This window comes from Massilia antarctica, from assembly GCF_015689335.1.
GTDB lineage: Bacteria > Pseudomonadota > Gammaproteobacteria > Burkholderiales > Burkholderiaceae_D > Telluria_A > Telluria_A antarctica.
On sequence record NZ_CP065053.1, the window covers coordinates 5,038,950 to 5,055,029 of the forward strand.

The window sequence follows — 16,080 nt, forward strand, 5'->3', positions numbered from 1 at the left end:
TTCCAGTATATTTTCTGCTTAGTATGGCGATTCAACAACCGAGAAAAATTGAAGCAATGAGCAAGAAAACCTTAGTCATGGAATATGCATGAAGCCGCTGCGCACGCTCTCCGGGCTGGTCGACTTCGACTGCGCCGCGCGCTGGGGCAGCTTCAAGCTGGCGGCCCAGGAGCTGCACAAGACGCCGGCGGCGATCAGCCAGCAGGTCAAGCAGCTCGAAGAAAACCTGGGTTTTGCCCTGTTCATCCGCCACGCGCGCCATGTGACCCTGACCGCCAAGGGCCAGGAGCTGGCGGTGGTGGTTGCGCGCATGCTGGTCGAACTGCGCGCCAAGGTCGGCGCGCTGCAAGGCGGCGACGAGGAATCGGTGCTGCGTATCTCGACCACCCATTCGTTCGCGATCAAGTGGCTGGTGCCGCGCATGCACCGGTTTACCAAGCTGTATCCGGAACTCGATATCCGGCTCGACTCGAACGATGCGCCGGTCAACCTGGAAGATGACAGCAGTGACGTGGCGGTGCGTTACGGGCCGGTCAGCGATGGCGACCCGGCGCTGCTGTTTCGCGAGCGCCTGATCGCCGTCTACAGCCCGGACCTGCTGGCGCCCGGCCAGGCCGAACTGACCCTGGCCGACCTGCCCAACTTCCCGCTGCTGTACGAGAATTCGACCGAATCGTGGCTTCAGCTTCTGAACGAGAACAAGGCGCTGAAGGGTAAATACGATTTTTCGCGCGGTTACAGCCACTGGGGCGTGCTGGCGCAGGCGGCGGTGGCGGGGCAGGGCATCGCGCTGGTGGCGTACGGGATCGCGTTCCAGGATATCCTGAAAGGGTCGCTGCGCCAGATCAGCTGCCGCAGCGCGCCCTTCGGCAGCGGTTACCGCTTCCTGGTCAACCGCAGCAAGGAGAACATGCCGAAGGTGCAGCGCTTCCGCGCCTGGCTGGTGGCGGAAATGAACGAGATGCAGCGCGCGCTCGATCAGATCGGGTAAACGACAACGGCGGCCCGCAGGCCGCCGTTGTTCATGGTGCTACAGCGCTTACTTCACGCCGTGCATCAGCTTCTGGATCACCGGTGCGAGCAGGAACAGCAGCACGCCGCCGACCATCAGCGACCCGAAACCGTAGGTGTAGCCGTGCAGCGCGGAGGCGATCGACATGCCCGATTCGCCACTGACACTGCTGGCGAAGATGCCGGACAGGTTATTGCCGATACCGGTCGAGAGGAACCAGCCGCCCATGCCCAGGCCGACCAGGCGGGTCGGCGCGAGCTTGGTGACCATCGACAGCCCGATTGGGGACAGGCACAGCTCACCGATGGACTGGACCCAATAAACCGCGAACAGGGTCCAGAACGGGATCTTGCCGTAGGTAGGATCGACCAGGTGGGTCAGCGCGTACATGAGCAGGCCGAAAGCGAGGCCATTGAAGATGATGCCCAGGCCGAATTTGCGCGGAATGGATGGATTGGCGTTGACCTTGCCCATGGCGATCCAGACCCACGCGATGATCGGCGCGCAGGCGATGATGGCGACCGAATTGACGCTCTGGAACCAGGCGGTCGGGAACTCGGTCATGCCGAATGGTGCGGTGATGAAGGACAGTGCGCCCTTGCGGTCGACGATGCTCTCGGCCAGGAAGGTGAACGAACTGCCTGCCTGTTCGAAGAACATCCAGAACAGGATATTGAAGGCGAAGATGATCATCATCGCGAAGGTTTTGTCGCGCGCGACTTTGCCGTCGCGGATGCCTTCGGCGATCAGCATGCCGGCCAGGATCAGGAACAGGATGGTGAGGACGACCTGCAGGTTGTTGGCACCGGCTTTGAGCAGGAAGTAAATGACCGGAATGACCAGCAGCGCACCGCCGCCCACCATGAGCATGCGTTTCGGGCTATTGTCTGCCGCTGGCGGTGCGCCAATGCCCTTGAGGGCGGCGCGGCCGAAGAAGAACCAGACAAGGCTGATCAGCATGCCGATACCGGAAGCGAAGAACACGACCTTGTAGGCCGGGATGTCGCCGGTGTTGAACACCTTCTGGGCCAGGAGCTGGGTAAAGATCGGGGCGAGGAATGCGCCGGCGTTGATGCCCATGTAAAAAATGGTGAAGCCGGAATCGCGGCGGGTATCGTTGAGCGCATACAGTTTGCCGACCATGGTCGAGATGTTCGGTTTGAACAGGCCGTTACCGACGATGATGGTAGCCAGGCCCAGTTTGAACACATCTTCATTCGGGACCGTGATGGCGAACAGGCCGGCAGCCATGAAGGCGGCACCGATCAGGATCGAGCGCTGGTAGCCGATGACTTTGTCGGCGACATAGCCGCCGAAAACGGCGCCGGCGTACACCAGCGCGAGGTAGGAACCATAGGTCAGGTTGGCCGGCTGCTGGCCGCTGGCATCACCGCCGTAGAACTGCGTGACTATATATAGCACGAGCGCCCAGCGGATGCCATAGAAAGCAAAACGCTCCCAGAATTCGGTCATGAACAACATCCAGAGCGGACTTGGATGACCCAAGATCTGCTTGAACTCCGGGATTACAACTTCCTGGTGGGGTGTGGTAGCGGCACCGCTCATGCGGTTTCTCCTGAATTATGGTTATGGTCGGATAAATCATATGGACAGCCGCGGCTCGTGACCCCGGATTTCCAATAGGGTCGCATTTTAATGTAAATCGACTACGCCCAGCGAATTTTTGCCAGATGTGCTAATTAAGCCATGAAACGCGGTGGCGCAAGCACAGCCGAACTTGTGTCCCCCAAGAGCGGCGAGTTGTCGTATATTGGCATTGCAGGCTTGTTTGTTACACAGAATCGAAAAGGATTTGTACTATGGAACATGACGTTGTCGATACCCTGATTTCGCCGGAAGGCCAGCTGGAAGTGCTCTCGAAAGCCGAAGTCTGTAAGCTGCTCGACACCAGCCAGGGTGGCCTGTATCAAATCTTCCGCAACTGCGCGCTGGCGGTCCTGAACTGCGGCAGCACCATCGACGATGGAAAAGAACTGCTGGAACGTTATAAATCCTTCGATATCAGCATCGTGCAGCGCGAGCGCGGCATCAAGCTGGAGATCCGGGGCGCCCCGGCGATTGCCTTCGTCGATGGCAAAATGATCAAGGGCATCCACGAGCACCTGTTCGCGGTGCTGCGCGACATTATTTTCATCAGCAGCGAGGTGACCGACAATCCCAAGTTCGACATGTCGCGCACCGAAGGGATCACCGATTCGGTGTTCCATATCCTGCGCAACGCCAATGTGCTGCAGCCGCAGCGCAATCCGAACCTGGTGGTGTGCTGGGGCGGACACTCGATCAACCGGATCGAATACAATTATTCGAAGGAAGTCGGCTACCAGATGGGCTTGCGCGACCTCGACATTTGCACCGGTTGCGGACCGGGTGCGATGAAAGGGCCGATGAAAGGGGCCACCATCGGCCACGCCAAGCAGCGCCTGGCGGGCGGGCGCTACCTGGGCATTTCGGAACCGGGCATCATCGCGGCCGAGTCGCCCAACCCGATCGTCAACGACCTGGTGATCATGCCGGATATCGAAAAGCGGCTCGAAGCGTTCGTGCGCACGGGGCACGGGATCATCGTGTTCCCGGGCGGCGCCGGCACCGCCGAAGAGATTTTGTACATCCTCGGCATCCTGCTCCATCCGGACAATGCCGACATGCCGTATCCGCTCATTTTCACGGGACCGGAGACGGCGCGCGACTATTTCATCCAGATTAACCAGTTCATCGCCGATACCCTGGGCGAGGAAGCGCAGAAACGCTACAAGATCATCATCGACGATCCGGAAATGGTGGCCAAGGAGATGCAGCTGGGGATCCGCCAGGTGCGCGAATTCCGCAAATCGCGCAGCGATGCCTATTATTTCAACTGGCTGCTCAAGATCGACGAGGAATTCCAGCGTCCGTTCCGGCCGACGCACGAAAACATGCGCAACCTCTCCCTGCACAAGAACCAGGAAAAGCATCTGCTGGCGGCCAACCTGCGGCGAGCGTTTTCGGGCGTGGTGGCGGGTAACGTCAAGGACGAGGGCATCCGCGCGATCGAAAAATTCGGGCATTTCGAGATTCACGGCGACGCCGCCATCATGGGACCGATGGATGCCTTGCTGTCCTCCTTCGTCGCGCAGAGCCGGATGAAGTTGCCGGGCAAGGCTTATACGCCTTGCTACCGCGTGATTACCTGAGCTGCCCAGGCCAGGCGCCGGCCGGCGCGCACCTGTTTTTCAACGGTGCGCCGCCGGTCCGGGGCCGGCTTCATTCGAGCTTTTTGACAAAGCCCACATACAGGCGCCGTGCGACGAAATGATCGAAGCCGGCCTGGCGGAACGTGCTCGCGTCGGTTCGATAGCTGCGTTTGCTGCCATCGAAAAGATCGCTGGCGTTGACTGTGAAGCTGAGCGTCTTGCTCAATTGGCGCTTCCAGCTCAGGTTCACGCTGCTGCTCGCCCCATGCCGGCCGAGCGGTGTGATGCCGCCCGACTGGCCGTGCGCGTCGAGCGACACGTTGTCCGGTCCCGCGTTGTAGGCCGCGCTGACATTCACATAGCCCGAGAGACCGTCCTGGCGCACCATGCCATACAGGTCGGGCGTCGACAGCGCCACGCGGTAGGCGCCGCCGTCCACGCCAAGGCGCAGCGCCGCATCTGGTGTCCACGCCAGCGAGCCCGTGATGCCGGCCGAGCGGGCCTGGCCGCCATTCTGCTTCGAGGTCACCAGCACGTTGTCGGCGAAACTGCGCGCATCGGCCACCGTATCGCGGCTGGTCCGGTAGAAGGCGCCGGCGCTGCCGCTCAACTGCCCCAGTTCCGCATCGGCGCCGATTTCCCATGAGGTCAGCTGCTGCGGCTTGAGGCCGGGGTTGCCGCGGCTCAGGTTTTGCGCATCGACGTAGGTGGTGAACGGATTGAGGTCGCGCGCATCCGGGCGCTGGAGGCTGCGGCGATAGGTGAGCGTCAGGTCGGTGTTGTCGCTGGCGGCGTGCTTGATGTGCAGGCTGGGATTGAATGCTTGCCAATGCCCTGTCTGCATGATGCCCTGCGCCGGACTCACCCGAAGCGCCATGCGCTCGAATCGTCCGCCCAGCAGCGCTTCCCACGTTCCACGCTTGATCTGGTCGGTAAGATAGACCGCGCTCAAGCTTGTCGCCACGGCATAGCCGTTGGTCGTGTGCGGATCTTGTGTTTCGGCTCCCGTCAAGCGATCGACCGACGCCTGATAATTGTCGAGGTCGTTGACCTCGTCCTGGAGGTCGAGGCCCATGCCCCACTGGCCGTGCTCCGTTGCACGGCTCCAGTCGACGGTGGCCTGCTTGAGTACGCGCGCCGAGCGGGTGGCGCCGTGACTGTAGGCGCTGGCGCGCACCGGTTCGACGTACACGTCGGTGTATGACTTGTCGATCAGGCCGCTCGTCTTGCTACGCTGGACCATTGCCTTCAGCGCGCTGCGATTGTCCTGATGGCTATAGCTGAGGCTGGCGTTGGCGTCGGACTGCTCGTTGGGGCCGTAGGAAATCCGATGATAGATGGTCTGGCCGGCTGTATCGCGGGCCTCGTTGAGTACGTCGAACAGCGGGTGCGAGCGGCGGCCGTTATATCCCGCCGACAGGCTCAGGCTATCGCTGTCGCCGAGGGCGTAATCGACGCCCAGTGCCGCGCTGTCGACCTTGCGGCGGACAAATACCTCCGACGATTGCACGGTCGTTCCGGCCTGGCCGCCAAGAGGATTATTCCAGTCGACCGCCGAGCGGCGCAATTTCTGCGTGCCGTCGCGGCGGTAAGCCAGGTTGCCATGAACGCTGATCTCCTTTCCGGTGACATCGCCCGACGTGCCGACATTCCACAGACCGTGGTCGGCGGCGCTGGCCTTGACCTGCGCGTGCGCCCCCGGCTTGCGGTTGCGCTTCAATACGATGTTGACGATCGCGCCGCCATTGGCGTTGTAGGCGGCGGAGGGATTGGTGATCACTTCGATGCCGGCAATATCGGCGCCGCTCATGGTCTGGAGCGCCACCGCCCGCTCATCGCCCGACATCATCGCCGTCGGCTTGCCGTTGACCAGGACCGTGACCTGGGCATTTCCCTTCACCGCGATGTGCCCGTCGGACGTCACCGATATGCCGGGTGTCGACTGCAACACGTCCTGGGCTGTACCGTTCGCCGCCCTTGCCATGTTGGAAACGTCATACACCGTCTTATCGAGCTTGTTGACGACCGGTTCCTTCCTGGCTGTCACGGTCACTGTCGCCACCTCGGCGTCTTGCGCGCGCGCCGGCTGCGCGGCGAGCCCGAACAGGATCAGGGACAGTGTCGTCCTGGGCAGGGTGCGTTGAATAAAATACATGCCAGCATTGTAACGTTTCTGGCGGGGCAAGGGGCGCAATCGGGGCGCGGCGCGCAGTTTTTTTCGAGTGCCTGCGCCCGCGCTGCGGCGGGTGGAACGCTTACAAGCGACTGGCGTAGCGGCCCGATGGCGGCTCCAGCAAGAAGGCTGCAATGGCATCCCATCCACCGGAGGCGGTCACGGTCTCGATGTGCTTCTTGTGCGCCTGTTCGCTATCCCATTGCTCGACCAGGGTGAACACGGCCGGATCGTCGCTGGCGCGGAAGATGTCCACGCCGCGGCAGCCGGCAACGGCGGGCAGGTCGCGCTTGACGTTGTCGAGCATCGCGCGGAAATCGGATGCCGCCTCGGGCCGGGTGGTGAAGGTGATGATAAAGGTGGTGCCAGTCATGGTTGCTTCGCTTTGCGTACGGTGGTTGCGGCCGCGGATCGGCCGTGTGCACACGATAGGCCTTCGCGCGCGGCGCCGCCAGCGCCCGCGCTGCGCTTATATTGACCGTGGCTGCTGACTTGCCAGTTGACGCACGTATTGGGCCGGCGGTGCGCCGTAGCGGCGCTTGAATTCGCGCGTGAAGTGCGCGGCGCTGTCGAAGCCCGTCATGGCGGCCACCTCGCCGGGCCGCCTGCCGCCGGCCAGCAGCAGTACTCTTGCCTCGTCGAGGCGCGTATTGCGCAAAAAATGCATCGGCGCCAGCCCGGCCACCTCGCGGAAAGTGTGGGCGAAGTGCGAGGGACTCATGGCCACCGCGCCGGCCAGTTCGGCGATGTCGAGCGGGCGGTGGAAGTGCTGCTGTATCAGCTGCACCGCCTTCTGGATGCGGGCGGCCGAACGCTTGACCTTGGCGGCGTCGCGGATGGCGCCCGCCGCTTCGGACCGGAGCAGGCGCACGATGATTTCCTCGACGATGAGCGGGGCGATGGTGGCGCGGTCGATCGCCTGGTCGGTCGCCGGCAGCAGCCGCGTGAACGCGTCGAGCACCCGTTCGTCCACCGGCGCGACGTAGTTCGGGGCAGGGTCCGTGGTTGACGAGGGCGCCGCGTTGGCCAGCGCGATGAAGGTCTTCACCAGCAGGTCGGGCGGCAGGTCCATGTGGATCGCGAGGTAGGGCTGGCCGGGGCTGGCCTCGACCACGGTGCCGTCGCAACGTGTTTCGGCGCCGAGCACGAGGCAGCTCATTTCGTCGTAGGCGAGGGTGCTGGCGCCGAGACGTGCGCTCTTGCGGCCCTGGAGCACGACCACGATGCCCGGCGCCAGTGTCTGGGTCTTGTCGTAGCGGACCGGGGCCGAAAAGCGGTAGTAGCGTAGGCCCGGCCAGATCGAATCGGTGCGGCCTTCATTCACCGCGCGCGCGGCGACCATGCCACGCAGGCGGGCCAGGGATGTCGAACCGGCGTCGGAATTCATGATGCGCGCGCCAGTTTGTCGGGGTTGCGCACGACGTAGATCGCGGCGATCCTGCCATCTTCCATATCGAACGACATGGTTGAATCGAGCCGGCCGTCGACAAGGCGCAGCAGGCCAGGCTGGCCGTTGATGATGGCATGTTCGAAGGTCGTTGCGGCGCCGTACTTGCGCGCCATGCTTTCGTAGAAGCGGGCGATCTTGTCGGCGCCGCGTACCACGTTGATGGTGGCCGAGACCTTGCCGCCGCCGTCGGCGCGGAAGGTGGCATCCGGCGCGAACAGTTGCGCCAGTTGTACGCGCTCGCCGCTTTGCGCGGCCGTCACGAAGCGTCCCAGCAGTTCCATGTGGGCCGCTTCGCTGACCGCAAAGCGCGGTTTGCCGGCGCGCACCCGTTCGCGCGCGCGGTGCAGGAGCTGGCGGCAGGCAGCCTCGGTCTTGTCGACGGCGGCGGCGATGTCGGCGTAGTCGCAGTCGAACACCTCGTGCAGCAGGAACACCGCGCGTTCCTCGGGGCCGAGGCGCTCCAGCATCAGCATGAAGGCCATCGACATGTCGCCGGCCAGTTCCAGGCGCGACTCGGGCAAGTCGCTGGCGCGCGTGACGATCGGTTCGGCCAGCCAGGGGCCGATGTAGGCTTCGCGCTCGGCGATGGCGCTGCGCAGGCGGTCGATGCACAGGCGCGTGGTCACGGTGACCAGCCAGGCGTCGGCGCTGGCGAGGTCCGCGCGCGTGTCATTGGCGTTCCAGCGCAGCCAGGTATCTTGCACGGCGTCGTCGGCGTCGGCACGCGAACCGAGCATGCGGTAGGCGATGCCGAACAGGCGCGGACGGATCTGGTGGAATTGGATGGTAAAGGTGTCGGTCATTCTTTTTTGAGAAAGGCTGTCACAAACGCTGCGACGGGTTCGTCTAATGATTGTAAGGCCAAGCAATCAACTTCAACAAACAAAGGAATCAGCATGGAACGCATCAATTTTCAAACCGCGTCGCCGAAAGCCATCAAGGCATGGTCGGCGCTCGAACAGTATATCGCCACGTCGAGTATCGACAAGCCGCTGGCGGAGCTGGTGCGCTTGCGCAGTTCGCAGATCAATGGCTGCGCGTTTTGCGTGGACATGCATGCGACCGATGCGGCCAAGGGAGGCGAGACCGCGCGCCGCCTGCATGCGGTATCGGTATGGCGCGAGACGCCGTTTTTCACGCCGCGCGAACGCGCCGCGCTGGGCTGGACCGAAACCATGACGCGCCTGGCGCAGCAGCCGGAGACGGGCGAGAGCTACGCGGCGCTGGCGGCGCAGTTCAGCGCCGAGGAAATGGTCGACCTCACCTTGCTGATTTCGACCATCAATGGGTGGAACCGCCTGGCGGTGGGATTTGCGAAGATGCCGGAATAAGCGGCAGGCGGTGCGCGATTGACGACTAACGAGTGCCCCGGCGCATGGCCGGGGCAAGTGGAGCCGCGAGCGCAGCATCGGGGAGGATTGCCGGTCAGGCCGGGTCGCGGCCTTCGCCGGCTAGCCAGCGCAATGCCGTCAGGCTGGGCATGAACAGGTATTCACCGCCGCGCACCGTGCAGAAGGTCTGGATACCGTGGATGCGCTGGCGCACCGGGCGTTTCTGGATGGTGAAGGTGCTGTCTTCATCTTGCTGGCCGAGGATGGGATCGCGCTCCTTGCCAAGGTCCATGAAGTTGCCATGGTCGACCCACTCGGCCTGCATGAATTCCACCGTCTCCGGCGCCTTGGCGCTGATCCCGATGAAAAACAGGCCGCGTTCCTGGCCATCGTCTTCCAGCAGGTCCGCGCGCCACGGCGCACCGAAGGTGGTGCTGCGGCGGATGATGCGGTGGATGTTCACGTCGGTCAGCACGGCCAGCTTGCTGTCGCGCGGGTTCATGCGGCGCATGTGGCAGCCGTGCGGCGCCTGCAGGCCGGCCTGGTCGTCCTTGTAGGTGAAGTCGTTGTTGCGCTTCGGGTCGGCACCCAGGGCCGGATCGTCCTTTTCCGGGGCGAGCGTGAGCGGCGCGCCGCTGCGCCAGCGGCCCACCAGCTTGGCGGCCAGCAGTTCCTGGCCGGCGTCGTCGTCGGCGTTATCGCGCAGGAAGCGGTTGAAGGCGGCGGCGTCGGCCTGGTACTTGCGGATCACGACGAAGGTGCCGTTGCGCCCGAGCGCTTCCGGTTGCGGCATCGCCATCGGCACGCCCGATTCGCCCGGATAGCCGAGAATCAGTTCGCCCGCCTTGATAGGATCGCCCTGGCCCGGCAGCAGGTCTTCGATACCGCCGTCGATGGCCGGGTTGCTGATGTTGTCGCGGTAGCCGAAGGGATTGAGGCTGTCCGGCTGCGCGCCGAAGTCGTGCATGCCCAGCAAGGTGACGCCCTGGATATCCTTGAATTCGTTCTGCGCGGTGGCCAGCGCATGCTTCCACGACGCTTCGTCGGGCGCGAAGATCGAAATCGTCACGTGCACGTCGCCGCTGCCGTAAGGCGCTTCCCAGTTCGCCGGTGCGCTCGCACCGATGTCCTGCAGGCGGTCGGCGCGCGCCGCCATCCCGGCGCGGAAGGCGGCCGGGAAACTGGCCAGCGAATCGGCCGGGATGTCCAGCGCCACAAGGCCCGCGTGGCTCAGGGCGACGGCGATCCATGCGGTGCTATTGGTGCGCGCGTCGGCGGCGCTGCGCACGTGCGGCGCCAGGCGCGAGAGCAGCGCGCGGCCGCCCGCGGCGTCGTCGATTTTCAGCAGCACGTGGGTGCCGAAGTATGGGTCGGGGCGCTTGAAGAGGATGGTGGCCTGAATGTCGTCCAGTTCCAGGGTTGGCGAGGAATGGACCAGGTTCTTGAGTGTGTCGATGATCGTCATGGGAACCTCAGGCAATCTTGTCCAGGAATTCCTGGAGCGCGTCGTTCTGCTTTTGCAGGCGGCGCGTTTCGACGACCGACAGGTTCGGATTGGCGACGTACCAGCCGGCGGCGGTGATCTGGAGGCCGGCGATGAAGTCTTTCACGCCAGGGTCGGCGATGCCCGGCCAGCCTTCGATGGACGAAAACAGCAAATCCATCAGGTCGGGAATCTTGGTCGCGAAGTCTTCGATGTAGGTGTCCCAGTCGCCGTCGTAGGTCGTGGCGAAGAGGATCTTGGTATCATTTTCAAAAAACACGAAGCGCATGTCGTGCAGGGTCGAGACCTTTTGCGCGCCGGCGAAGTTGCCGTTGACGAGCTTGAAGATGCGGCGCAGGCGCTCGGCGCCGCCCGGCTTCAGGGTGGCCATGGCCGTCAGTTCGGAGATCTTGCCGGACTGGCGGCCGATGCGGCCAGCCGATCCCACGTGGCCTTCGGTATTCGGGTCCTGCTCGCGCAGCATGTTTTCGAGCGCGAGTTTGAGCAGGTCGGGGGCGTCTCCCAGGACCTCCTGGACCTTGCGCTTGATGTCGGCGAGGTCGGTAGAGGATTTGTTGTGTGGGGTAGTGTCGCTCATGATTGCTCCTTGGGTCTTGATGAAAATGGTGATACTGCTTGCCGGCTGCGGGACTGCTTAATCCGGTACCTGGCCGATGCTGTCGATCTCGATGCGCGGCTGCGCATTCATCTCGTGGCGGAATTTGGACGACGCTTCGTAGGCCTTGATGCGCGCGCGCATGATGGAGCCGAGAGGGCGGTGAGCCTCGATACAGTGCCACGGGTTGAACGACAACACGTCGTCGGCGAACACGCGGCGCGCCGGGCTGTATGCCTGTTGCGGCGGGATGGTCAGCTTGGCGACTGGCTGGTAGGGCGAGTCTTCCTGCGGCCACTCGATGGAGGCGTCTTCGATCGGCATCTTGCCGATGTCGGTGAGCAGCTGCGCGCGCAGTTCGTACTCGGCGCCCTGGCCGGAGAAGAAGTCGACCACCAGGTTGCGCAGGGCTGAATCGTCGGCGTCGTCACCGAGCGGCTGTCCGGTGAGGGCGCGCACGTTGTCGGACAGGGGCGCGGCGCACAGCTTGGCCACGTAGTCGCCGTAACGCACCGCGGCCATGCTGAAGAAGGTCTCTCCGAGGATATGGTTGTTCGGTGCGCCAAGCGTGTCGACCACCGGATTGTCGATGCCCAGTGCGTGCAAGGCTTTGCTGCCGCCACGGGCGAGGGCGGCCACGATGCGGCGCACCATGTCCGGGTCGTCCGCGTGCTTTTCCAGCAGCTTCTGGGTCTTGAGGTAGGCGGCGGCGTGGCCGAAGGCGATCACGGGGTGGTTCACCAGCAGCAGGTCCTGGGTCCTGGCATCCTGGCGGTTGGGCAGGAACTGCGGGCCGTCGACGCCCAGCATTTTGATCGCCATGCCGCGCGGGGACGGCAGCTTGTCGCTGTGGATGTCGCCAGGCGCGGTGGAGAGGCGGATCACGACAGGGTAGGTGGCGGGGCGGGCGAACACGCCCTGGGCCAGGTGCGCGGGCAGCTTGTCGTAGACGGTGACGTGGCCGACCAGCACGCCGTGGCACTTGGCGTGCGCGTCGCGCTTGGCGTGGCGGTGTTTGTCGAACACGCGGGTGTTTACGCGCATCATCGAGGCGACCACGCTGTCGATGATCTCGTCTTCGTTTTCCTGCTTTTGTTCGAGGTTGTCGTTGTACGGGACGTAGGTGGTGGCAGACATGGGGGTTCCTCGCTTGTTTGTAATATTGCAATGGAACCAAGGAGTGTACCGATAGTACGAGGGTGTTCGATAGAATGTTTGTTCGAACGGTGGGGTATGGTGATCCCTGTCGTTCCCGCGCAGGCGGGAACCCAAGTTTCTACCGCAGCCAGGCGGCTCGACAAACTTGGGTCCCCGCCTGCGCGGGGACGACGACGGTGGTGGCGGCACGACGGGGGTGGCGGGCATTGCACCCGCCTCCGTCTTTACTCTTCGCGGCGCAGATGCGGGAAGAGAATCACGTCACGGATGTTCGGCGAATCGGTGATCAGCATGATCAGGCGATCGATGCCGATGCCGCAGCCACCGGCCGGCGGCATGCCGTATTCCAGCGCGCGAATGTAGTCGGCGTCGTAGAACATTGCTTCGTCGTCGCCCGCATCCTTGGCCGCTACCTGCGCCAGGAAGCGCGCCGCCTGGTCTTCGGAGTCGTTCAGCTCCGAAAAACCATTGGCCAGCTCGCGCCCGACGATGAACAGCTCGAAACGCTCGGTGATGCCGGCTACCGTGTCCGACGCACGCGCCAGTGGCGATACTTCGGCCGGGTAGTCGACGATGAAGGTCGGCTCCCACAGCTGCGCTTCGGCGGTTTCCTCGAACAGCGCCAGTTGCAGCGCGCCCAAACCGGCCGTCGAAAACGGCTTGACGCCGAATTTGAGCAGTTCGGCCTTGATGAATTCCGCATCCTGCAGCTGCTCCGCGGTGTAATGCGGCGCGTAGGCGTTGATGGCGCCGACGATGGTCATGCGGCGGAATGGCTTGGACAGGTCCAGCGGCTTGCCGCCGTAGGTCAGTTCGGCGGTGCCGTGGGCATCGATGGCCGCCTGGCGGATCACCGCTTCGGTGAAGTCCATGATCCACTGGTAATCGGTATAGGCCGCGTAGAATTCCATCATCGTGAATTCAGGATTGTGGCGCGGCGAAACGCCTTCATTGCGGAAGTTGCGGTTTACTTCGAACACGCGGTCGAAACCGCCGACCACCAGGCGCTTGAGGTACAGCTCCGGCGCGATGCGCAGGAACATTTCCATGTCCAGCGCATTGTGGTGGGTGACGAACGGCTTGGCGGCGGCGCCACCAGGAATCGAATGCAGCATCGGCGTTTCGACTTCCATGAAGTCGTTCTTTTCCATGAAGCGGCGAATCGACGACATGGCGGCGGTACGGGCCTTGAAGGTGCGGCGCGCCTGGTCATTGGTGATCAGGTCCACATAGCGCTGGCGGTACTTGGTTTCCTGGTCCGACAGGCCATGGAATTTGTCCGGCAAAGGACGCAGCGACTTGGTGATCAGGCGCAGGGTCGATACCTTGACCGTCAGTTCGTCGGTCTTGGTCTTGAACAAGGTGCCTTCGATGCCCAGAATGTCGCCCAGGTCGTAGTGGCTCAGTGCTTCCATCGCCGCTTCGCCGGTTTTGTCGAGCGTGACGTAGATCTGGATGCGGCCGTCGGCGCGCGCGCCGGACGAATCCTGCAGGGTTGCGAACACGGCTTTTTTACCGGCTTCGCGCTTGAGCATCATGCGCCCGGCCAGGACCACGGCCACCTCGGTCGCTTCGAGTTCCTCGCGCGTCTTGCTGCCGAATTCCTCGACCAGTTGTGCCGCCTTGTGCTGCGGACGGAAGTCGTTAGGAAAGGCGATGCCGCCTTCGCGCAAGGTGGCCAGCTTGGCGCGACGCTCGGCGATCAGTTTGTTTTCGTCTGCCGGGGCGGGGGCTTGGTCTTGGATGTCCGTAGTCATGGTGAGTGTCGCTTTGTGGGTTGATGCAGGTTTGAGATTGCGTATAAATCAGGACGAAAACAGTTCATCGATCGTCAGCTCGGAAAAATCGCTGGCGATGTGGATGACGTTGTCGAATTCGGCAAAGGCCTCGGCGGGCAGGGTGGTGGTCAGCACCACGGCGCGCATGCCGGCGCGGCGCGCCGCTTCCACGCCCAGCGGCGCGTCCTCGAACACGATGCAGTGCTCGGGCGCGACGCCGCAGCGCTCCGCCGCGAGCAAAAATACGTCCGGGTGCGGCTTGCCGCGCGCAACATCGGCCGCGCCGACCACGGTGTCGAAATGGCGGCGCAGGTCCAGGCCATCGAGCGTGAAGGTGATGTTGGCGTTGGGCGCGGCCGTCGCCACGGCCAGCGCCACGTTCATCTCCTTGGCCAGCGCGATCAGGCCGTCGAAGCCGGCCACCGTTTTGCGGTGCGGCTCGTACAGCTCACGGTAGACCAGTTCCTTTTCGTCGTTCAGGGCCCGCACCTCGTCGTCATTGAGGTGCTCGCCCATGTGCGAACGGATGATTTCCTTGCCCTGGCGTCCGGCCGTGGCACGAAAAAACTCGTCGGCGTCGATGTCCTTGCCGCGGCGCTGGAAAAAGGCGATCCAGGACTCGGTGTGAAAGGACATGTTATCGACGATCGTGCCGTCCATGTCGAAGATGAATGCGCGTCGGGTAGCGGTCATGAATTACACGCCTTGCTTGAGGGAGGCCGAAATGAAGTCGTCCAGGTCGCCGTCCAGCACGCCCTTGGTGTTACCCGTTTCGAAGTTGGTGCGCAAATCCTTGATGCGCGACTGATCGAGCACGTAGGAGCGGATCTGGTGACCCCAGCCCACGTCGGTCTTGGAGTCTTCGAGTTTCTGCTGTTCGCTCATGCGCTTGCGCAGTTCGTGCTCGTACAGCTTCGCCTTGAGCATTTCCATCGCTTCGGCGCGGTTGCGGTGCTGGCTGCGGTCGTTCTGGCACTGGACCACGATGCCGGTCGGGCCGTGCGTCATGCGGACCGCGGAGTCGGTCTTGTTAATGTGCTGACCACCGGCGCCGGACGCGCGGTAGGTATCGACACGGATATCGGCCGGGTTGACGTCGATCTGGATCGAGTCATCCACTTCCGGGTACACGAACAGGCTGGTGAACGACGTATGGCGGCCGTTGGCGGAGTCGAACGGCGACTTGCGCACCAGGCGGTGCACGCCGGTTTCGGTGCGCAGGTGGCCGTAGGCGTACTCGCCTTCGACCTTGAGGGTGGCGGTCTTGATGCCGGCCACCTCGCCGTCGGACTGTTCGAGAATCTCGACCTTGAAGCCTTTGCGCTCGCAATAGCGCAGGTATTGACGCAGCAGCATCGAAGCCCAGTCCTGGGCTTCGGTACCGCCGGCGCCGGCCTGGATGTCGATGAAGCAGTTGTTGGCGTCCATCGGATTGCCGAACATGCGGCGGAACTCCATCGCTTCGACCACGGCCTTGATTGCGTCGGCGTCGACGATGACCGCTTCGAGCGTGTCGTCGTCGTTTTCTTCGCGCGCCATCGCAAACAGGTCGTTCGCGTCTTTCAGGTCGGCGTCAGCCTTGATCAAGGTGTGCACGACGCCTTCCAGCGCTTTTTTCTCTTTACCGAGATCCTGGGCGCGTTTCGGGTCGTTCCAGACGGTCGGATCTTCTAGTTCTTCGTTGACTTGTTCGAGCTTCTCTGACTTTTTATCGAAGTCAAAGATACCTCCGAAGTTCGGCTTCACGATCCGTCAGGTCGTTGAGCAGGGCGGAGAGGGCGTTAATGCGTTCGGCTTCCATGGCGTTTCCGGTCTTATTGAATTGGTTAAATCGAACCTTCGATTATACCCCAGCGCGCCACATTTCCCGTCATCGCGGCGCACCCGG

At 63.1% G+C, this 16,080-nt stretch carries 14 protein-coding genes; 3 read left to right on the top strand and 11 right to left on the bottom strand.

Annotated features, from left to right (window positions below; all coding sequences use genetic code 11):
* Positions 1 to 88: 88 nt before the first annotated feature.
* Positions 89 to 991 carry a LysR substrate-binding domain-containing protein gene (locus IV454_RS22415; RefSeq protein WP_206087908.1) on the top strand — a complete coding sequence of 301 codons (903 nt, stop codon included), beginning with the start codon at positions 89 to 91 and terminating at the stop codon, positions 989 to 991.
* A gap of 48 nt (positions 992 to 1,039) precedes the next feature.
* Here IV454_RS22415 and IV454_RS22420 read toward each other — a convergent pair whose 3' ends face one another.
* Entirely contained in the window at positions 1,040 to 2,578 is a 1,539-nt protein-coding gene (locus IV454_RS22420) for a peptide MFS transporter (protein WP_206087909.1), read from the bottom strand.
* A 254-nt stretch (positions 2,579 to 2,832) separates the two neighbouring features.
* Here IV454_RS22420 and ppnN point away from each other — a divergent pair, with 254 nt between their 5' ends.
* Positions 2,833 to 4,203, top strand: a complete 1,371-nt coding sequence (gene ppnN / locus IV454_RS22425; protein WP_206087910.1) for a nucleotide 5'-monophosphate nucleosidase PpnN — start codon at positions 2,833 to 2,835, stop codon at positions 4,201 to 4,203.
* A gap of 70 nt (positions 4,204 to 4,273) precedes the next feature.
* Here the strand turns inward: ppnN and IV454_RS22430 are convergent, their stop codons facing one another.
* The 4 genes from IV454_RS22430 to sigJ all read right to left on the bottom strand — a co-directional run bounded on the left by IV454_RS22430 (position 4,274) and on the right by sigJ (position 8,629).
* Positions 4,274 to 6,358, bottom strand: a complete 2,085-nt coding sequence (locus tag IV454_RS22430; protein WP_206087911.1) for a TonB-dependent receptor — start codon at positions 6,356 to 6,358, stop codon at positions 4,274 to 4,276.
* Positions 6,359 to 6,458: 100 nt separating this feature from the next.
* Positions 6,459 to 6,749 carry a putative quinol monooxygenase gene (locus tag IV454_RS22435; protein WP_206087912.1) on the bottom strand — a complete coding sequence of 97 codons (291 nt, stop codon included), beginning with the start codon at positions 6,747 to 6,749 and terminating at the stop codon, positions 6,459 to 6,461.
* A 96-nt stretch (positions 6,750 to 6,845) separates the two neighbouring features.
* Complete coding sequence (locus IV454_RS22440; protein ID WP_206087913.1) at positions 6,846 to 7,763, bottom strand: AraC family transcriptional regulator; 918 nt, start codon at positions 7,761 to 7,763, stop codon at positions 6,846 to 6,848.
* On the bottom strand, positions 7,760 to 8,629 hold the full coding sequence (gene sigJ / locus IV454_RS22445) for an RNA polymerase sigma factor SigJ (protein WP_206087914.1): 870 nt from the start codon (positions 8,627 to 8,629) through the stop codon (positions 7,760 to 7,762). The genes IV454_RS22440 and sigJ overlap by 4 nt, the downstream gene beginning before the upstream one ends.
* Positions 8,630 to 8,722: 93 nt before the next feature.
* On the opposite strand from sigJ, the gene IV454_RS22450 reads away from it, so the two are divergent.
* Positions 8,723 to 9,157 (top strand): carboxymuconolactone decarboxylase family protein, encoded by a 435-nt coding sequence (locus IV454_RS22450; RefSeq protein ID WP_206087915.1) that lies wholly within the window; start codon positions 8,723 to 8,725, stop codon positions 9,155 to 9,157.
* Positions 9,158 to 9,251: 94 nt separating this feature from the next.
* On the opposite strand, the gene IV454_RS22455 is transcribed toward IV454_RS22450, so the two are convergent.
* The 6 genes from IV454_RS22455 to prfB all read right to left on the bottom strand — a co-directional run bounded on the left by IV454_RS22455 (position 9,252) and on the right by prfB (position 15,993).
* Positions 9,252 to 10,622: a Dyp-type peroxidase gene (locus IV454_RS22455; protein ID WP_206087916.1), complete on the bottom strand. Its 1,371-nt coding sequence runs from the start codon at positions 10,620 to 10,622 to the stop codon at positions 9,252 to 9,254.
* Positions 10,623 to 10,629: 7 nt separating this feature from the next.
* Complete coding sequence (locus IV454_RS22460) at positions 10,630 to 11,238, bottom strand: hypothetical protein (protein WP_206087917.1); 609 nt, start codon at positions 11,236 to 11,238, stop codon at positions 10,630 to 10,632.
* Between the two features lie 57 nt (positions 11,239 to 11,295).
* Positions 11,296 to 12,393 (bottom strand): catalase family protein, encoded by a 1,098-nt coding sequence (locus tag IV454_RS22465; protein WP_206087918.1) that lies wholly within the window; start codon positions 12,391 to 12,393, stop codon positions 11,296 to 11,298.
* 245 nt (positions 12,394 to 12,638) lie between these two features.
* The gene (lysS, locus tag IV454_RS22470; protein ID WP_206087919.1) at positions 12,639 to 14,171 is read right to left on the bottom strand and encodes a lysine--tRNA ligase; all 1,533 of its coding nucleotides are present in this window, start codon (positions 14,169 to 14,171) and stop codon (positions 12,639 to 12,641) included.
* Between the two features lie 48 nt (positions 14,172 to 14,219).
* Complete coding sequence (locus tag IV454_RS22475) at positions 14,220 to 14,885, bottom strand: HAD family hydrolase (RefSeq protein ID WP_206087920.1); 666 nt, start codon at positions 14,883 to 14,885, stop codon at positions 14,220 to 14,222.
* Between the two features lie 3 nt (positions 14,886 to 14,888).
* Positions 14,889 to 15,993 (bottom strand): peptide chain release factor 2 gene (prfB, locus tag IV454_RS22480; RefSeq protein ID WP_206087921.1). Its coding sequence is split into 2 segments (ribosomal slippage): positions 14,889 to 15,911 and positions 15,913 to 15,993, totalling 1,104 coding nucleotides; the frame shifts between segments, so codons are not numbered across the junction.
* Positions 15,994 to 16,080 lie beyond the last annotated feature (87 nt).

Excerpts from the sequence above, each read along its gene's own strand:
- IV454_RS22415 (WP_206087908.1), top strand. The coding sequence starts at position 89 with ATGAAGCCGCTGCGCACGCTCTCCGGGCTGGTCGACTTCGACTGCGCC.
- IV454_RS22420 (WP_206087909.1), bottom strand. The coding sequence starts at position 2,578 with ATGAGCGGTGCCGCTACCACACCCCACCAGGAAGTTGTAATCCCGGAG.
- ppnN (WP_206087910.1), top strand. The coding sequence starts at position 2,833 with ATGGAACATGACGTTGTCGATACCCTGATTTCGCCGGAAGGCCAGCTG.
- IV454_RS22430 (WP_206087911.1), bottom strand. The coding sequence starts at position 6,358 with ATGTATTTTATTCAACGCACCCTGCCCAGGACGACACTGTCCCTGATC.
- IV454_RS22435 (WP_206087912.1), bottom strand. The coding sequence starts at position 6,749 with ATGACTGGCACCACCTTTATCATCACCTTCACCACCCGGCCCGAGGCG.
- IV454_RS22440 (WP_206087913.1), bottom strand. The coding sequence starts at position 7,763 with ATGAATTCCGACGCCGGTTCGACATCCCTGGCCCGCCTGCGTGGCATG.
- sigJ (WP_206087914.1), bottom strand. The coding sequence starts at position 8,629 with ATGACCGACACCTTTACCATCCAATTCCACCAGATCCGTCCGCGCCTG.
- IV454_RS22450 (WP_206087915.1), top strand. The coding sequence starts at position 8,723 with ATGGAACGCATCAATTTTCAAACCGCGTCGCCGAAAGCCATCAAGGCA.
- IV454_RS22455 (WP_206087916.1), bottom strand. The coding sequence starts at position 10,622 with ATGACGATCATCGACACACTCAAGAACCTGGTCCATTCCTCGCCAACC.
- IV454_RS22460 (WP_206087917.1), bottom strand. The coding sequence starts at position 11,238 with ATGAGCGACACTACCCCACACAACAAATCCTCTACCGACCTCGCCGAC.
- IV454_RS22465 (WP_206087918.1), bottom strand. The coding sequence starts at position 12,393 with ATGTCTGCCACCACCTACGTCCCGTACAACGACAACCTCGAACAAAAG.
- lysS (WP_206087919.1), bottom strand. The coding sequence starts at position 14,171 with ATGACTACGGACATCCAAGACCAAGCCCCCGCCCCGGCAGACGAAAAC.
- IV454_RS22475 (WP_206087920.1), bottom strand. The coding sequence starts at position 14,885 with ATGACCGCTACCCGACGCGCATTCATCTTCGACATGGACGGCACGATC.